The 16880-nt window shown below is 72.3% G+C and carries 11 protein-coding genes; 6 read left to right on the top strand and 5 right to left on the bottom strand.

Going from position 1 to position 16880, the window contains the following annotated elements:
• Positions 1-19: 19 nt before the first annotated feature.
• Together BMW88_RS17355 and BMW88_RS17350 are read right to left on the bottom strand one after the other, a co-directional pair.
• A complete protein-coding gene (locus tag BMW88_RS17355) occupies positions 20-1054 on the bottom strand; it encodes an aldo/keto reductase (RefSeq protein ID WP_089951833.1) in 1035 nt (344 codons plus the stop codon).
• Entirely contained in the window at positions 1054-1473 is a 420-nt protein-coding gene (locus BMW88_RS17350) for a DUF1761 domain-containing protein (RefSeq protein ID WP_089951831.1), read from the bottom strand. Before BMW88_RS17350 ends, BMW88_RS17355 begins: the two co-directional genes overlap by 1 nt.
• Positions 1474-1694: 221 nt before the next feature.
• Between BMW88_RS17350 and BMW88_RS17345 the strand changes: the two genes are divergently transcribed.
• The gene (locus BMW88_RS17345) at positions 1695-2246 is read left to right on the top strand and encodes a hypothetical protein (RefSeq protein WP_089951830.1); all 552 of its coding nucleotides are present in this window, start codon (positions 1695-1697) and stop codon (positions 2244-2246) included.
• Positions 2243-2518: a hypothetical protein gene (locus tag BMW88_RS40980; RefSeq protein WP_143116114.1), complete on the top strand. Its 276-nt coding sequence runs from the start codon at positions 2243-2245 to the stop codon at positions 2516-2518. The genes BMW88_RS17345 and BMW88_RS40980 overlap by 4 nt, the downstream gene beginning before the upstream one ends.
• A gap of 44 nt (positions 2519-2562) precedes the next feature.
• Here the strand turns inward: BMW88_RS40980 and BMW88_RS17340 are convergent, their stop codons facing one another.
• From BMW88_RS17340 to BMW88_RS17330, 3 genes are read right to left on the bottom strand one after another with little or no spacing between them, the layout of a single operon-like run.
• Positions 2563-4047, bottom strand: coding sequence for an AMP-binding protein (locus tag BMW88_RS17340; RefSeq protein ID WP_089951828.1), 1485 nt, complete (start codon positions 4045-4047; stop codon positions 2563-2565).
• The gene (locus BMW88_RS17335; RefSeq protein ID WP_177221157.1) at positions 4044-6377 is read right to left on the bottom strand and encodes a condensation domain-containing protein; all 2334 of its coding nucleotides are present in this window, start codon (positions 6375-6377) and stop codon (positions 4044-4046) included. Before BMW88_RS17335 ends, BMW88_RS17340 begins: the two co-directional genes overlap by 4 nt.
• A complete protein-coding gene (locus BMW88_RS17330) occupies positions 6374-7378 on the bottom strand; it encodes a fatty acid desaturase (protein WP_089951825.1) in 1005 nt (334 codons plus the stop codon). Before BMW88_RS17330 ends, BMW88_RS17335 begins: the two co-directional genes overlap by 4 nt.
• 236 nt (positions 7379-7614) lie before the next feature.
• On the opposite strand from BMW88_RS17330, the gene BMW88_RS41905 reads away from it, so the two are divergent.
• Genes BMW88_RS41905 through BMW88_RS17310 form a run of 4 tightly spaced genes read left to right on the top strand, consistent with a single transcriptional unit; the run spans position 7615 to position 16850 of the window.
• Positions 7615-7842, top strand: a complete 228-nt coding sequence (locus tag BMW88_RS41905; RefSeq protein ID WP_177221156.1) for an acyl carrier protein — start codon at positions 7615-7617, stop codon at positions 7840-7842.
• Between the two features lie 46 nt (positions 7843-7888).
• Positions 7889-9592 carry an amino acid adenylation domain-containing protein gene (locus tag BMW88_RS17320; RefSeq protein WP_089951822.1) on the top strand — a complete coding sequence of 568 codons (1704 nt, stop codon included), beginning with the start codon at positions 7889-7891 and terminating at the stop codon, positions 9590-9592.
• Positions 9589-11217, top strand: coding sequence for a condensation domain-containing protein (locus BMW88_RS17315; RefSeq protein ID WP_089951821.1), 1629 nt, complete (start codon positions 9589-9591; stop codon positions 11215-11217). The genes BMW88_RS17320 and BMW88_RS17315 overlap by 4 nt, the downstream gene beginning before the upstream one ends.
• 5 nt (positions 11218-11222) lie before the next feature.
• Entirely contained in the window at positions 11223-16850 is a 5628-nt protein-coding gene (locus BMW88_RS17310) for a type I polyketide synthase (RefSeq protein WP_143116113.1), read from the top strand.
• Positions 16851-16880 lie beyond the last annotated feature (30 nt).

Below are 16880 nucleotides of genomic sequence, written 5' to 3'. Positions count from 1 at the left end.
GGGCCTCCTGTTCCGGCGGTCAGGCGGCGGGGCGGTCCCCCGGCGGACGCCGCCGCAGCCCCGGCTTCGCCAGCGACGGTGGCACGTAGGCGATGTCGAGCGCGCCGAGGTCGGTGCCCGGCGGCACGACCTCGTCGATCCGGTCGAGCAGGCCGTCGTCCAGCACGGTGCCGGCCCCGGCGAGCAGGTCGTCGAGCTGTGCCGTCGTGCGCGGTCCGATGATCGCCGAGGTGACCGCGGGATGCGCGACGGCGAAAGCCATCGCCAGGTGGGTCAACGACATCCCGGCCTGCTGCGCCACCGGCAGCAGTCGCTCCACGGCGTCGAGCTTGTTCTCGTCGGTCATGTGGCGCGGCAGCCACCGCATGCGGGCGGCGTGCCCGTTCGGCGGGCGGTCCTTGCGGTACCGCCCGGTGAGCAGGCCTCCCGCCAGCGGACTCCACACCAGGGCGCCCATCCCGTACCGCTCGCACACCGGCAGCACGTCGCGTTCGACGCCCCTGTTCAGGATCGAGTAGTGCGGCTGCTCGGTGCGGAACCGCTCCAGGCCGCGGCGTTCCGACGCCCACTGCGCTTCGACGATCTCCACGGCCGGCAGGTTCGAGCACCCGATCGCGCGCACCTTGCCCGCCCGCACCAGATCGGTCAGCGCCGAGAGCGTTTCCTCGACGTCCGTGCGCGGGTCAGGGTGGTGCACCTGGTAGAGGTCGATGTAGTCGGTCTGCAACCGGCGCAGCGAGTGCTCCACCTCGGCGATGATCCACCGCCGCGAGCTGCCGGACCGGTTGTGCCCCTCCCCCATCACCCCGTTGACCTTCGTCGCGAGCACCACCTCGTCACGGCGGCCGCGCAACGCCTTGCCCACTATCTCCTCGGTCTCGCCGTAGGAGTACACGTCGGCGGTGTCCACGAAGTTGATGCCGAAGTCCAGTGCGCGGTGCACGATCCGCACGCACTCGTCGTGGTCCGGGTTGCCCACCTGACCGAACATCATCGTGCCCAGGCAGTACGGGCTCACCTCGATGCCGGTGCGGCCGAGAACGCGCATCCTCATCAGAACGCCACCACGATCAGCGCGGTGGCGACGGTGCCGACCAGGTGGTAGGCACCGGAGATCAGGCTGTAGGACAACGGCCGCGGCATGTTCGGGTTGATCGCGATGACGACCGTGTTCGCCGCCAGGTAACCGATCCCGACCACCAGCGCGAAGACGACCGCGTCCCCGGCCGCCTCGATGCGCAGCGCGCCGATCAGCGTCGCCGTCGTGGTGGCGATGACCAGGTTGGCCACCGCCGGCCCGCCGAAGAACAGGGCCGGCCGCTCCGGCTTCGGGACGCTGTCCCTGCCCAGGGCCCTGGCGTACGGTCCGGCGAACAGGCCCGCGAACCAGACACCACCCAGCACCGTGCAGACGAGCAGGGCCAGCAGCACCGCGATCCAGTTGACCGAGCCCAGCGCGCTGAGAACGTTCATGTGCGTTTTCCTTCGATAACAGCGGCCTCTTGCCGCGTGCGGGCCCACTCTCGACCAAGTAGCGGACAGGGTTCGTCCTCTGCTGGCCGCAGGGACTCCTGGGCAAGCCCGAGTCCGTCACACCCACGCCCGGCGCGAGTCCTCTCCGTTCCAGTGGCAGGAAGCGTGCGAAACTGCTGCGCGGTGAACGCCCCGAGGAGCAGCACAACACGACGAGAGGCATGTCGATGGTTCCCGAAGACCTCGTTGTGTGGCGCCGCCACCAGGAGGCGGGCGAGCCGAACCCCTGGTCGGACGGCCTGCGCCTGCTGGCCGCCGGCGAGCAGCCGGCGGCGCTGGACACCGGCTACCTGAGCGCCGCGGACCTCGCGAACCCGGACGTCGCCGCCGACGTCAGGGCGATCGCGGACACGGCCGCGCTGATCACGTGGGTCGCCGAGGACGAGGACGAGGGCCGGGCGTTCGGTTACCGGCGTGGTCCGGACGACCTCCCACTCGCCGCGGCAGCCGTCGTCAGCCTCGACGACGAAGGGCAGTTCCACCTGCTCCGGGGCACCAGCCTCAGCGAAGTCCTGAGCGACGAGTACGGCCAGTGGGCCGACGACGGCTACTCCGGCGTGGTCGCGCGGTGCCGGGCCCGGGGCGTGCCGATCAGCGCCGACGATCCCGGCGAGCTGCCGGAGCCGGCGGTGTCGCCGACCCCGGCGGAGCACCACGTCGCTCGCTACCGCGAGGTGCTCGCGGGCAGTGGACCGGCGGGGTCGGCCGGGTGACCGACGAGATCGTCGACGCCGCTGCCGAGCAGGTGCCGGCGGTGTCTGCCTCTGCGCCGCCTACCCCTCGCACCAGTTCTACGACCCCGAGGAAGAGGAACAGCGGCGGCACGTCCGGATCGCCCAACGACGGGCAGTGGGTGCCTGACCGGGTCTGCGAGTGCCGCGACTGCGGCAAGCGGTTCCAGGTCGAGCAGGGCGAGTACCACTTCACCCGGTGGAAGTGGACCGAGGTCGCCCGAGGACGTCGAGTCGCCGGCACCGGCCGGTAACGCCCAGCGCCATCCCGCGCCGGCACCGATGCCCGGTCCGGTGTTCAGAGCAGACCGCACGCCTTGCGGTCCACCTTGCCGTTCGCGTTGAGCGGCAACGCGTCGAGCTGGACGAATCGCGCCGGCAGCATGTGCGTGGGCAGGTGGGGACGCAGTCTGGTGCGGAGCTCGGCGGGCGCGTCCCGGGTGCCGCTGTAGACGGCGGTGAGCCGGAGGTCGCCGCCGGGGCCGGGTGCGGCGACGACCACCACGTCGTCGAGGTCGCCGTGCTGGCGGATCGCGGCTTCGACGTCGCCCAGCTCGAGGCGCCTGCCCATGATCTTGACCTGGTGGTCGAGCCGGCCGAGGTGCACGATCTCGCCGTCCTGCACCGCCACCCGGTCCCCGGTCCGGTACCACGCCTTCGTGCTCGGGTTCGGGCCGGTGTCCGACTCGGGCTCGGCGAAGCGGCCCTCGTTGTCCGCCGGGTCGAGGTAGCCGTCGAAGCGCTGGGGGCCGCGGACCTGGAGCTCGCCGGTCTCCTGGTCGACGCGGTGGTCGAGGTGCGGGTAGACGCGGCCGATGGGGACCGTGCCGTTGGCGGTGCGCGGCCACTCGGCCCGATCGGCCGGGAGGCGGTACTCCGTCACCGTGATGGAGAGCTCCGTCGGCCCGTACAGGTTCTCCACCGTGCTGTGCGGTGCGGCGTCCGCCCAGGCCCGCGCCTGGTCCAGCGTCAGCTGTTCGCCCGCGAAGAGGCTGTAGCGCAACGTGGGCAGGCTGCCGGGAGTGAGGCCGCCGGCGTTGCGCACCCAGGAGATGATCGAGGGCACGGAGTACCAGTGCGTCAGGGCGTGGTCGTTCACGAAGCCGACGGGGTCGAGCAGTTCGGCGCGGGAGGGCACCACCAGCGTCGCGCCGCCGCCCCAGGCGACGAACATGTCGAAGACGGACGGGTCGAAGGTCAGGCCGAAGGTCTGCGAGAGCAGGCTGCCGGGTCCCACCCGGTACCGCGCGAGGTGGTGGCGCAGGAAGGCGTCCAGGTTCCGGTGCCGGATCGGCACGCCCTTGGGCACGCCGGTGGAGCCGGAGGTGAACAGGACGTACGCGACCGCTTCCGGATCGGCGGCGTCATCGGCGGCCGGAGCGGACCGCAGGGCCTCGTCCACGTCGTCCTCGCCGACGGTGATCACCGGAACCTCGCCGGCGCAGGAGGTGTCCCTGCCGGCGTCGGCCAGCACGGCGTCCAGACCGGCGACCTCGACGATCTGCCGGTTCTTGGCGGCCGGGTACTCGACGTTCATCGGGACGACGACCCCGCCGCCGCGGATCACGCCGAGGTAGCCCGCGTAGGCGGCGACGCTGCCGGAGGCGAGCAGCCCCACCCTGGCAGGCCCCGGCCCGGCCGCGGCGCTCACGCGGGCGGCCAGCGCGCGCGAGACGGCGTCCAGGCCGGCGTAGCTCACCCGGCGCCCGGCGACGACCAGCGCGATGTCGTCCGGGGCGCGGCGGACGCTGTCGGTGAACCAGGAGTGCAGCGTCTTCGTCATCGGTTCCCCCTCATGGCTGCGGCGACGACGGGACCCGTTCGCCGGACCACCGCGGCGTTCATGACTTCCTCGTGCGTGCAGAGCAACCGGTGCGTCTCGACGCCGCCGGTGACGAGATCTGCCCAGGCGACGCCGGCCGCGTCGCGTTCCGCGCGGGAGTCGTCGGTCTCGAAGCTCACCGCGCGGCCGCCGAACACCCGCGAGCGGTGACTCCACACGAGACGAAGGCTGTGGGTCGCGATGTCCGACAGGTCGTGGAACACCGCGTCCGTCAGCTCGCCGGACGCGGCGCCGCCCGATCCCCGGATCGACTCCCTGATGTCCTCCAGCCAGTCCTCCGGCACCTCGTCGGCCACTTCCCGCCGCACCGCCGGGACGGAGTCGAACAGCACGAGGTTCCGGACCTCGCCGCCGGACTCCGCCAGCCGCACGGCGATCTCGTGCGCCACCACGCCGCCGAACGACCACCCCATCACCGAACACCGGCCGTCCGGGCACACCGCCCTGATCAGGCCGAGGTAGGTCTCGGCCAGCTCGCCGAACGACCCCGGCCGGTCGTCCCCGGCGAACCCGGTGGCCTGCAGGCCGTACACCGGGTGCCCCCTCGGGATGTGCGGGAGGAACCTCGCGTAGCTCCAGCTCAGCCCGCCGATCGGCGGCAGGAAGAAGACGGGGTCGAGGTCTCCCCCGGCCCGCAGCGGCAGCAGCGCCGCGAGCGAGTCCGGCGCCGGGTCGTCCAGCCGACCGGCCAGCCCGGCGGGCGTCGGCGACTCGAACAACCACTGGACGGCCATCTCCACGCCGAGCGCCGACCGCACCCGCGACGCCAGCCGTCCGGCCAGCAGCGAGTGGCCGCCCAGGTCGAAGAACCCGTCGTCGACCCCGACGGACCGGGCGCCCAGCACCTCGGCGAACAACCCGCACAGGACCTCCTCCCTCGCGGTGCGCGGCGGCCGCGCCGGGCCCCGCCGGGCCGGCGCCACCCGGACCACGGGCCGTGCGGCAGCCTCCCGCGGGGCCGGCAGCAGCGCGGCCAGCCGCACGTCCGGATCGGCGACGACCCTGGTCAGCACCGTCACGAAGTGCTCGGCGAGCGACTCGACCGCCGGCCGGTCGAACAGCGCGGTGCGGAACGTGATCGCGCCTTCGAGGCGCTCCTGCGCCCACACGACCGAGACTTGGACGTCGAACTTGGCCGACGCCTCCTCGATGCTCACGGAGGCGACGTCGAGCCCCGGCCACCCGGCCGGGTCCGCTGAGCCGTGCTCGAAGGAGAGGACCGTGTCGAACAGGTCCGACGGGCGCCCGTCACGTGCCGCCTCCAGGTGGGCCACCAGGCGCGCGAACGGGTAGTCCTGGTTCTCGTAGGCGTCCAGCGCGACGCCCCGCACCCGCCGCAGCAGGTCCCGGAAGCGGCGGTCGCCCGCCGAGTCGACCCGCAGCGCCACCATGTTCACGAAGTAGCCGATGGCGTTCTGCGACCCGACCTCGTGCCGGTTCGACATCGGGCTGCCCACGACGGTCTCCCGCTGCCCGCTCGCGCGCGCGAGCACCAGGTGGAACACCGCGTGCAGGAACATGAACGGCGTGACCCGCTCCGCGGTCGACAGGTCCCGCAGAGCGGCGGTGACCTCCTCGCCAACCTCGAACGCGACCGTGGCGCCGGCAGCCGGGGACACCGGCGCCTCTCGCCGGCGGCGCGGCAGGTGCAGCGGCCCGGCTCCCTTCAGCGTCCGGCGCCAGAAGTCGAGCTGCTCCCGGGAGCCGGCCGTCTCCAGCCACTCCCGCTCCTCCGCGGCGAAGTCGGCGTACTGGGCGGGCGAGGGCGCCACCGCCGCTGCTCGCCCGCCGACCTCGGCCGCGTAGAACTCGCGCAGCTCGTCCATCAGGACGTCGAGCGAACGGCCGTCGAAAACGGCGTGGTGCACGGCCAGCACGAGCACGTGGTCGCGCTCGGCCTGCCGCAGCAGCACGGCCCTGAACAGCGGTCCCCGCTCCAGGTCGAAACCGCGTTCCTCCTCCAGGGTCAGCCGCTCCCGCAACGCCCGCTCGGGCACGTCCTCGGCGACCAGTCGCACGACCAGGTCGTCCGCGACGGTCTGCAGCAACCTCCCGTCCGGTTCCGCGAAGGTCGTGCGCAGCGCCCCGTGCCGCGCCACCACCTGGTTCAGCGCTCGCTCCAGGGCGGGCACGACCAGGTCCCCGCGGTAGCGGAAGGCGAACACCATCGAATACCGGGCCGGGTACCGCGCCGAGCTCCGGTCGAGCTGGTCGACGAACCACAGCGCCTCCTGCCCGACCGACGCGGGCACCGGTTCCCGGGCGCTCACCCTCCGGAAGTCCGGTGGGCGGTGGGGGGCAACGACTTGTAGATCTGCCCCATCCCGCCGAGCACGCCGCTCAGCCGGGGCAGGGCCGCGTACGCCGGGTCCCGTCCCAGGATCGCGTCGACCTCGCGCAGCCGCCACATCGGTGTCCGCGGGAACAGGTGGTGCACCAGGTGGAAGCCCTCGCCGTCCTTCTCCCCCAGCAGGAACCGGGTCGGCAGGCCGTACACCCGGTTCCAGGACTGGTAGATGTCGACCTTCGGCGCGTTCTCGATCAGCGGGAAGTGCTCCATCAGCTCGGAGATCGCGCCGATCCACACCTGCGTGGTGACCAGGGGGACGAACCAGAGCAGCAGCAACCACATCCACCAGCCGCCGAGCACCGCCCACGCCAGCACCCCCACGAGCAGGACGACGCGCAGCCACCGCTCCGCCGGCGCCTCCTCCTTGGTCACGACCCGGTGCCGCAGCAGGTAGAGGATGTACGAGGCGGTCTCCGCCGGGCTCACGACCTTGTAGAGGTAGCGGCGCAGCGCGTCCCGGCCGAGGTTGTCGCCGCAGATCGCGTTGTCCTGGTACTGCTTGTAGTCCGGGTCGCGCTCCGGGTCGCCCAGCCTGCCGTGGTGCTCGCCCAGGTGCGAGGCGCGGTACCCGGTGTAGCTCTGCAGCACCGGGTACCCGCCGAAGACGGCTCCGAGGACGCTGCCGACCCGGTGGTTCGTCATGAACGCGCGGTGGGTGGCCATGTGCAGCATCCCGGCGATGCCCCGCTGGCGGCCGCCGATGAAGAAGACCGCGAGGACGTAGATCGGGATGGCCGCCCACAGCGACAGGTGCCGGAACGCCAGCACCGACGCCGTGCACCAGGCCGTGATCCAGAACCAGTGGTCGAGCACTTCGACGGGCCCGTGCCAGTTGTCGAGACGCGACGCGGCACGAACCTCCGCGAGGATGTCCGGCGCGAACCGGTGCCGCTCCGCGCGGACGAATACGGGCACAGTCATAGGTTGTCAGTACCAAGGTCGCGGCAATAGTGTCAAGGCTTTCATCAATGCTTTCACCGCATGCCTCGGAAACTTCCGCAGTTGAACAGCGCACCGCACAGTTGAACAGCAGTTCCGAGCATTTTTCTCGAGCGCCGGGGCAGCCGCGAGGACTGATCGCTTGTGCTGTCCAGAACCCTTGCGTAACTTGGCCGAAAGGGGGTCACCTGGGGTGCGCACATGTGAGGATGCCGACCATGCCGTTGCAGGAGCTGGAGGTTTCCCGGATCTGGGCCGACGTGATCGGGATTCCGGAAGCAGACGCCGACACGAACTTCTTCGACCTCGGCGGAAATTCGATGCTGTTGCTGGAGCTCATCAACCAGCTCAACGAGAAACTCGGCATCGACACGGACGTGTTGATGTTGCTGGAGCATCCGACCGTGGCGAAATTGACCTCTCACGTGAATTCTCTGGACGCGTGACGGACGAGCGCTCGGAATTGCCGGACGTACTCGCGGGGGGAGCGGGATGAAGCTGGCGCGGTGGAACGAGACCGAGACGTCGTTCGCCGGCGGGACGCTGGTGGACCTGGTGGCGGAAGGCGCGGCCACGGGAGACGTGGCGGTGGTGTCCGGCGGGACCGGGGTGACCTACGCCGAGCTCGAGGTGCTGTCCACCAGGGCGGCCCACCGGCTGCGGGCACTGGGCGTGGGCGCCGAGTCCGTGGTGGGCGTCCGGCTCGAACGCGGCCTGGAGATGGTCGTCGCGCTGCTGGGAGTCCTCAAGGCGGGCGGGGCGTACCTGCCGCTGGACCCGGAGCTCCCGGCGGACCGGATCCGCTTCATGGCCGAGGACGCGGGCGCGGACGTGGTGGTGACGCCGGGGATGCTGACGGACCTCGACGGACCCGACGAGCCGCTGGAGGCGGTGGCGGGACCGGGGAACGCGGCTTACGTGATCTACACGTCGGGGTCGACCGGCCGCCCCAAGGGCGTCGTGGTCGAGCACCGCGGCATCGTCAACCGGCTCAGGTGGATGCAGGCCGAGTACCGCCTCACCCCGGCGGACCGGGTGCTGCAGAAGACGCCGTTCGGGTTCGACGTGTCGGTGTGGGAGTTCTTCTGGACGCTGTCGGCGGGCGCGACCCTGGTGATGGCGCGGCCCGGCGGTCATCGCGATCCCGACTACCTGGTCGAGGTGATGGCCGGGCAGGGGATCACGACGGCGCACTTCGTGCCGTCGATGCTGCGGATCTTCCTGGCCGATCCGCCGCCACCGCTGCCGTTGCGGCGCGTCCTGTGCAGTGGCGAGGCCCTGGGGGACGACCTCGTCACGCGGTTCGCCGAGCTCGTCGGCTGCGAGCTGCACAACCTCTACGGGCCGACCGAGGCGTCCGTCGACGTCACCGCGATCCGGTGCCGTCCGGGCGAACCGGTCACCATCGGCAGGCCCATCGCGAACACCCGCGTCCACGTCGTCGACGACGACCTGCGCGAGGTGCCGGTCGGCGAGCCCGGTGAGCTGGTGCTCGCCGGGGTCCAGCTCGCCCGCGGCTACCTGCACCGGCCGGCGCTGACCGCCGAGCGGTTCGTGCCCAACCCGTTCGGGGTGACGCCGGGCGAGCGGCTCTACCGCACCGGCGACCTCGCCCGCCTCCTGCCGGACGGCCGGGTGGCGTACCTGGGCCGGCTCGACCACCAGGTCAAGATCAACGGCGTCCGGATCGAGCTCGGCGAGGTGGAGGCGACCCTGCTCGAGCACCCGGACGTGCACGCCGCCGCGGCCGCGGTCCGCGACGGCCGCCTCGTCGGCTACGTCGTCCCCGCGGCCGGCCGGGCACCGGCTCCGCCGGAGCTGCGCGGGCACCTGGCCCGGACGCTGCCCGACGCCATGATCCCGGCGTGCTGGGTGCCGCTCGCCGCGCTCCCCCTGACCACCAGCGGCAAGGTCGACCGGGCCGCGCTGCCCGTCCCGGAGAGGCCGGCCGACGACCAGCCCGACGACCTCGCCCTCGACGACGTCGAACGGCACCTCGTCGAGATCGTGCGCAAGACGCTGGGTGTCCCCTGCACGCTCGCGGACGACTTCTTCGGGCTCGGCGGCGGCTCCCTCGACGCGATCGACGTCCTCGCCAGGGTTCGCGAGGACTTCGGGGTCAAGGTGCGGCTGCGCGCGTTCTTCCAGGCCCGCACCGTCCAGGGCCTGCGCGACCTGATCGGAGACGTGCGGTGACGACCGGTACCACGGACACGCTGCCGATCGGTCCGCTGCAGGAGGGCATCTGGCTCTTCTGGCGGCTGAACCCGGCGAGCCCGGCCTACAGCATGCCGGAGGTCTTCCACTTCGACGGCGACTTCGACGCCGGGGCCGCCGAGTTCGCGTTCAACGAGACGATCCGCCGGCACGAGGCCCTGCGCACGACGTTCCACGAAACGGAGTCCGGTGTCGTGCAGGTCATCGACCGCGACCCGGACCCCGTCAAGATCGACCTGGTGGACCTGCGCGGGCTGCCGGCACCGCTGCGGGACGAACGGCTCGACGCGGCCGTCACCACCGCGGCGAACCTGCCGTTCGACCTCGCCGCCGGACCGCCGATCAGGCTCACCGCCATCCCGGTGTCCGGCAACCGGACCACGCTCGTCCTGGTCGCCCACCACATCGCGTGCGACGGCACGTCGATGGCCATCCTCCTGCACGAGTTCGGCGAGCTGTACCGGTCGGCGCGCAGGAGCTCCCCGCCCGCTCTGGAGCCGGCCGCACCGGGGTACGGCGCCCTGGTGCGCCGGCAGCTCGCCGCGCTCGCCGACGGCGCGTTCGAGGAGGAGTCGGCGTTCTGGCGGGAACGGCTCGCCGGAGCGACCGGCAGCGTGCTGCCCGGCACCGCCCCTGCCACCGGGGGTGCGCTGGACACCTGCACGGTGCCCACCACGCTCGGCGACGCGCTCGCCGACGCGGTGACGGCCTACGCACGCGGCGCCGGGACGACGCCGTTCTCCGTTCTGCTGTGCGCGATGCAGGTCATGATCGCCGCTGCCACCGCTGACGGTGACGTGGCGGTCGGAACGGCCACGAGCGGTCACACGTCGAAGTTCTCGCGCACCGTGGGGATGCTCGCGAACGCGATCGTGGTCCGGTCCCGGATCGACCTCCGCGCTTCCTTCGCCGAGGTGCTCGAAGAGGTGGCCTTGGACCTCATGGACGCCATCGACCACCAGGACCTGCCGTTCAGCCGCATGATGGCCGATCTGCACGGCGCCGGTCACGAACGCGGCACCGAGCTGATGCGGACGATGTTCGCCGCGGGTGCCAACGGTGGCCTGTCCTTGGGCGAGGGACGGCTGTTCGAGCAGGCACCGCCCATTGTGGAGGGTCCGTTCGAGCTCGCCGTGACCTGCTACATCGACCACACCGGCATCGCCGTCGACTGGGAGTTCGCGCTCCGCGCCTACACGCGCGAGACCGCACGCGGCTACTGCGCCGCGTACCAGGAGATCCTGGCGATGCTGCTGGAGCAGCCGGACACGGCGATGGACTCCCTCGGCCTGGAAGAGGTCTTGGCCCACGTCGTGCCCGCCCAGGCGGGTGGCGCGCCTTCCGCCGTCGCCGTGTCTCCCGCGGTGGAGCCGGCCGGTCCGCTCACGCCGATGGAGGAAGCGGTCGCCGCGGTCTGGTGCGAGGTGCTCGACGTGCCAGCCGTCGCGCCGCACGACGACTTCTTCGGCCTCGGTGGCCACTCGATGCTGGCGAGCCAGGCCGTCGCGCTGGTGCGCAGGACCGTCTCGGACACCGCGTCCCTGCGGCTGCTGTTCGACCACCCGCGACTGCGCGACTTCTGCTCCCGGCTGGAAGCGCGGTGACGGGGATGCGGACGCCGCTGGCCATCGTGGGCATGGCGTGCCGGGTGCCCGGCGCGAACGACTACGAGTCGCTGTGGGTCAACGTCGAAGCGGGGTCGACCGGCATGGTGGAGGTCGGGGAGGACGACCTGCGGCGGGAGGGCATCAGCCTGGACCCGGCGGTCCGGAACGGTTACGTGCCCGTGGCCGCACCGCTGGACGCGTACGACGAGTTCGACAACGCCGCGTTCGGGCTCAGCGCCGGCGAGGCCGAGGGGATCAACCTCAACCACCGCGTGCTGATGGAGGTCGTCCTCGAAGCGCTGGAGGACGCCGGCTGCGACCCGCTGCGGTACCCCGGGGCCATCGGGCTGTTCGCCGCCGGCGGGTGCGCGTCACCGATCTCGGTCGTGGAGCGCGTCGGTGACGAGCGGTACGGCGACACCGCGAGGCCGCTGAAGTCGTCCGAGGCGCTCAACTGGACGGCGTTGCTGGACAACGACTTCCTGGCCACCCGGATCGCCTACCCGTTCGACCTCCGCGGGCCGTGCGTCACAGTGCAGACCGCGTGTTCCAGCTCGCTCGTCGCCGTGCACCTCGCCTGCCAGAGCGTGCTCTCCGGTGAGGCCGACATGGCCGTGGCGGGCGGGGTGAACGTCGAGAGGCCCCACCGGGTCGGCTATTACCACCAGCAGGGCAGCATCTGGTCCGCGGACGGCCGTTGCCGGCCGTTCGACAAAGCCGCCAACGGCACGCTCACCGCGAGCGGTGCGGGCGCGGTGGTGGTCAAGCGCCTGGACAGGGCGCTCGCCGACGGGGACGCCGTGCACGCCGTCATCCGCGGCAGCGCGATCAACAACGACGGCAACCGCAAGATCGGGTTCACGGCACCGAGCGTGAACCAGCAGAGCCAGGTCATCACCGCGGCGCTGGCCGCCGCGGGCGTGGACAAGCGCGACATCGGCTACCTCGAGGCGCACGGCACCGCGACCGCGGTCGGCGACGTCGTCGAGTGGGCGGCCATCGAACGCGCCCTCGGAGCGGACGGCGCACGCTGCGGGATCGGGGCGACCAAGGCGAACGTCGGCCACCTCGGCGCCGCGGCGGGCGTCGCCGGTCTCATCAAGGCCGTGCTGGTCGTGAGCCGCGGGCGGATCCCCCCGGTCGCGAACTTCGTGGAGCTGAACCCGGGGATAAAGCCGAAGAGCGACAGGCTCTTCGTCCCGGACAAGAGCAGCGGCTGGCAGGACGACGGCAGGCCGCGGCTGGCCGGGGTGAGCTCGATGGGTGTCGGCGGCACCAACGCGCACGTCGTGCTCGAACAGGCGCCGGTCGCCGCGACCACCGACGAACCGCGCGAAGGTGTCTGCGTCCTGCCGGTCACCGCCGCGTCGGGCCTCAGCACCGAGCTCACCGCGAACCGCGTCGAGGAGTTCGCCGTGGCGAACCCCCACCGCCTGCACGGCCTGGCCCGCACGTTGCGAACGGGCCGCCGCGTCCTGCCCCACCGGGAGGCCGTGGTCGTCACCAGGGGAGCCGGCGGTGTCACCACCTGGCGCACCGGGAGCCGGCTCGCGAAGAAGGACCACGACAGCGTCCTCGTACTTCCGGGCCAGGCGGGGCAGCTGGGTGATCTGACGGCCGCCGTGGCCGGGATCGACGGGTTCGGGGACCTGTTCTCCGAGGCGCTGCACTGCCTGTCCACTGAGGACCGGCCGGTGGTGCGCGGCCTGCTCACCGGCGGTTCCGGCGTCGAGTCCGCGCCGCGGCACGCCGAGCTCGCGGTGCTCGTCCGGTCCGTCGCGGTCGCGAGGTCGCTGCTCGCCGCGGGCCTGCGGCCGGGGTCGCTGTGCGGGTTCAGCCTCGGCGAGGTCGCCGCGGGCGTGATCGCGGGCGTGCTGACCCTGACCGAGGCCGCCGCCGTCCTGACCGAGCGCGCCGGGATCCTGGCGAACGCCACGCCCGGCGGGATGATCCGGGTCCGGCTCACCGAGGAGGCCGCCACCCCCTACCTCGGCGACGGTGTGTCGCTCGCGATCGTGCCCGGCGGGCGGGACTGCATGCTCAGCGGTGAGACGGCCGCGCTCGACGCGGTCGCCGCCCGGCTCCGCGCCGACGGCATCGCGAGCGTCCGGGTGCCGGTCGCGCATCCGTTCCACGGCGCGGTGCTAGCGGACCGCGTCGCGGAGCTGACCCGAGCCTGGTCCCAGCTCGACCTCAGGCCGCCGAGCCTTCGGCTCATGTCGCCCACGACGGGCGGCTGGGTGGACGACGACACGGCCCGCGATCCCGCCTTCTGGGCGAGTCACCTGGTCAGGACCGTCCGATTCGGCGACGCGGTGAGCCGCCTCCGCGCGGACGGTGCGGCCGTCGCCTACGTCCTGGACTCCGGCAAGGGCGTCACCCCGTTCGTCGAGGAGGTGTTCGGCACCGACGCGGTGGCCATGACCTCTGGCGGGCAGACGGGATTCGACGCGTCCTCACAGGCACGGCTGCTGGCCACGGCGTGGTCGGCCGGCCACGAGATCCCGGCCGCGGACGTGCCCGCGCCGGTCGTCCACGCGCCCACCTACGCGTTCGAACGACGTGCCCGCGAGGAGCAGCCACCCATGCAGGTAGGAGCACAGTCCCCGGCGACGCCGGTTCTGCCGCGGGTGGACGCCGCGAGGATCGACGACGCGGTCCGGCGGATCGTCGCGAAGCTGGTCGGTGGCGCGCCCCACGCGGTGCGGCCCGACGCCACGTTCATCGAGCTCGGCTACGACTCGTTCCTGCTGATCCAGCTCGCGGACGCCCTGTCGGCGGAGTTCCGCACCGACATCGACGTGCGCCAGCTCTTCTTCGACCTCGACTCGTGCGGCAAGCTGGGCGACCACCTCAAGGGCGTGGTCACGCCGAGCGACCTGCCGGTGCCCGCCGCCGCGGATCCGGCACCGGGGCCGGTGTCCGCACCACCGCGGACACCCGCCCCGGTACCGGGGCCCGCTCCCGTCGCCGCCCCGGTTCCGCCCGCGCCGCAACGGGAGCAGGAGCCCTCCCCCGGCATCGCGGAAGCGTTCCGGGCGGAGGCCGACTGGGCGAGGCGCAGCCCGTTGTCGAAGCGGATCACCGAGGAGGACCGGTTCGCCCTGGCGGACCAGCGCAACCTGATCGTCTCCCGCAAGGGACGCCGCGACGTGAGCTACCCGGTGGTCGGCGCGCGCGGCGAGGGCTCCCGCTTCGTCGACGTCGACGGCCAGGAGTTCCTCGACCTCTGCATGGGCTTCGGCGTCAACCTGCTGGGGCACGCGTCGGAGCCGCTCACGGCGGCCCTGCGCGGGTTCGAGCCCGCCGAGATGCTGCTCGGCCCGCAGTCCTCCACCGCGGGTGATGTCGCGCGCGGCATCGCGTCGCTGGCCGGCGTCGACCGGGTCGCCTTCACCTCGTCCGGGACCGAGGCGGTCATGGGCGCCGTGCGCGCGGCGCGGGCGAAGACCCGAAGGGACGTCATCGCGCTGTTCGCCGGGTCGTACCACGGCACGTTCGACGGTGTGCTGGTCGCGCCCCGGGCGGGCGGCGAGCAGGGCGAGGCGACACCGCTCGGCCGCGGTACGCCGGCCGCGATGGCCCAGGACGTCATCGTGCTGCCCTACGACGAGTCCGCGCTGCCCGTGCTGGAGTCCTGCGGCGACCGGCTGGCCGCGGTGCTGGTCGAGCCGGTCCAGAGCAGGCGTCCCGGCTACCAGCCCGTCGAGCTGCTGCACCGCCTCCGCGAGCTCACCACGGCGCACGGCGCCGCCCTGATCTTCGACGAGATCATCACCGGTTTCCGGTGCCATCTAGGCGGAGCGGCCGCGCTCTTCGGCATCCGTCCCGACCTCAGGACCTATGGCAAGGTCATCGGCGGTGGCCTGCCCATCGGGGTCATCGCGGGCGACGCCGAGTTCATGGCACCCATCGACGGCGGGCGCTGGCGGGAGGGGGACGTCGGCTTCCCGCAACGGCCGAGCATGGTGTTCGCCGGCACGTTCAGCAAGCACCCGCTCACCATGGTGGTGGCGCAGGAGATGGTGCGGCACTTCAAGAAGGTGTCGCCACGGCTGCAGAACGAGCTGACCGGCCGGACCGCCGGCCTGGCCGGGAAGATCAACGCTCACGCGGCGGCCAACGGGTACCCGATCCGGGTCGAGCACTTCTCCTCGCTCTTCCGCATCACCGTCGACGGCTCGCCGCTGTCGGAGGACATGTTCTTCGTCGGCCTCCTCAACCGCGGCGTCTACGTGTGGGAGGGCCGCACCTGCTTCCTCAGCGCCGCGCACACCGAGCAGGACTGCGAGGAGGTCGTGGCGGCCGTGGCCGACACGGCGGCGGAGGTCGCCTCGCGCGGCCTGTGGGACGAGGTGAAGACCCGTGCCGCGAGCGCGCCGGTGCCCGCACAGCTCCCGGCCACCGGTGAGGCTCCGCTGACCGACGGCCAGAAGCTGCTGTGGCTCGCCATCGAGCTCGGCGGTGAGCTGGGCGAGTCCTACCAGGAGTCGGAGGTGCTGCGCGTCGACGCCGTCCTGGATCCGGAGAGGCTGCGGCACGCCGTCGAGCAGGTCGCCCAGCGGCACGAGGTGCTGCGGACCGGTTTCGACGAGGACGGCGGTTCCCAGCACTGCGCCGCGCACGCCGTCCCGAAGCTCACCGTCAGCACCCTGGACGACGCCCTGCCGGGCGACGTCGAGGCGCTGCTGCACCGGTTCGCACGGCGGGCCGTGGACATGGCCACACCCCCGCTGTTCCGGTTCCACCTCGTGCAGACCGGCGGCACCGCGTTCGTGCAGGCGACCGCGCCGCACTCGGTCGTCGACGGCTGGTCGTTCGGCGTGCTGTGGTCGGAGCTGTCAGCTTGCTACCGGGGTGAGCCCCTGCCCGCACCGGCGAGCTTCCTCGACTACGCGCGGACGAAGCGCGCCGACGAGGACGCGCGGTTCGAGGCGAACGACGCGTTCTGGCGGCCCCGGCTCGACGCGGTCTGGAACTCGGCGAAGCTGATCGACGGCGCGGGCCCCTGGAAGCCCGTCACGCGGACCGACTCCCTACCGGCGGGCAGTCTCGCGGGCCTGCGCGAACTGGCCCGCTCGGCCGGTTGCACGATGCACAACGCGGCCCTGGCGGCGCTGGCGGTCGCGACGTCGCTGCTCACCGGCGCCGAGCGAGCCGTCGTGCTCGCCCACCAGACCGGTCAGCCCCGCCACACCACCAAGCCGCTGATGGGTTTCTGCGTCGACTTGCTGCCCGTGATCATGGAACTCGCCGGCGACAGCACGCTGACCGGCGTGGCGAAAGCGGTCCAGGCGCAGGTCCTGGACAGCGCGGAGCGCACCTCCGGCCTGTACCGCGTGCTTCAGCACAGGCAGTACCGCCGGCTGCCGGCCGGCCTCATCGGTTTCAACTACGAGCGCCAAGGCCCCACGGCGTTGTTCGGCGCCGCCACCACGCCGATGGTGGTGCCACGCGAGTCCCAGCCGTGGCCCGCGGTCCTGACCGTCGAGGAGCACGACGGTGGAATCGAGCTGATCTCCGAGATCTCCGAGGACAGCGACCTCGCGCCGGTGGCCGACCGGCTGGCGGGTCAGCTGGAGCAGGTGCTCTCCACCCCGGCGCTGGCGCTCGCGGAACTGCGCCGGTGAGGACCTCCCCCAACGGGAGGTCCGACTCGA

The organism is Lentzea xinjiangensis, from assembly GCF_900110955.1.
In the GTDB taxonomy this organism is placed as follows: Bacteria; Actinomycetota; Actinomycetes; order Mycobacteriales; family Pseudonocardiaceae; genus Lentzea; species Lentzea xinjiangensis.
Note: the sequence above shows the minus strand (reverse complement) of the source record. Positions and strands in the feature narration are given on the sequence as shown.

Excerpts from the sequence above, each read along its gene's own strand:
- BMW88_RS17355 (WP_089951833.1), bottom strand. The coding sequence starts at position 1,054 with ATGAGGATGCGCGTTCTCGGCCGCACCGGCATCGAGGTGAGCCCGTAC.
- BMW88_RS17330 (WP_089951825.1), bottom strand. The coding sequence starts at position 7,378 with ATGACTGTGCCCGTATTCGTCCGCGCGGAGCGGCACCGGTTCGCGCCG.
- BMW88_RS17340 (WP_089951828.1), bottom strand. The coding sequence starts at position 4,047 with ATGACGAAGACGCTGCACTCCTGGTTCACCGACAGCGTCCGCCGCGCC.
- BMW88_RS41905 (WP_177221156.1), top strand. The coding sequence starts at position 7,615 with ATGCCGTTGCAGGAGCTGGAGGTTTCCCGGATCTGGGCCGACGTGATC.
- BMW88_RS17320 (WP_089951822.1), top strand. The coding sequence starts at position 7,889 with ATGAAGCTGGCGCGGTGGAACGAGACCGAGACGTCGTTCGCCGGCGGG.
- BMW88_RS17310 (WP_143116113.1), top strand. The coding sequence starts at position 11,223 with ATGCGGACGCCGCTGGCCATCGTGGGCATGGCGTGCCGGGTGCCCGGC.
- BMW88_RS17350 (WP_089951831.1), bottom strand. The coding sequence starts at position 1,473 with ATGAACGTTCTCAGCGCGCTGGGCTCGGTCAACTGGATCGCGGTGCTG.
- BMW88_RS17345 (WP_089951830.1), top strand. The coding sequence starts at position 1,695 with ATGTCGATGGTTCCCGAAGACCTCGTTGTGTGGCGCCGCCACCAGGAG.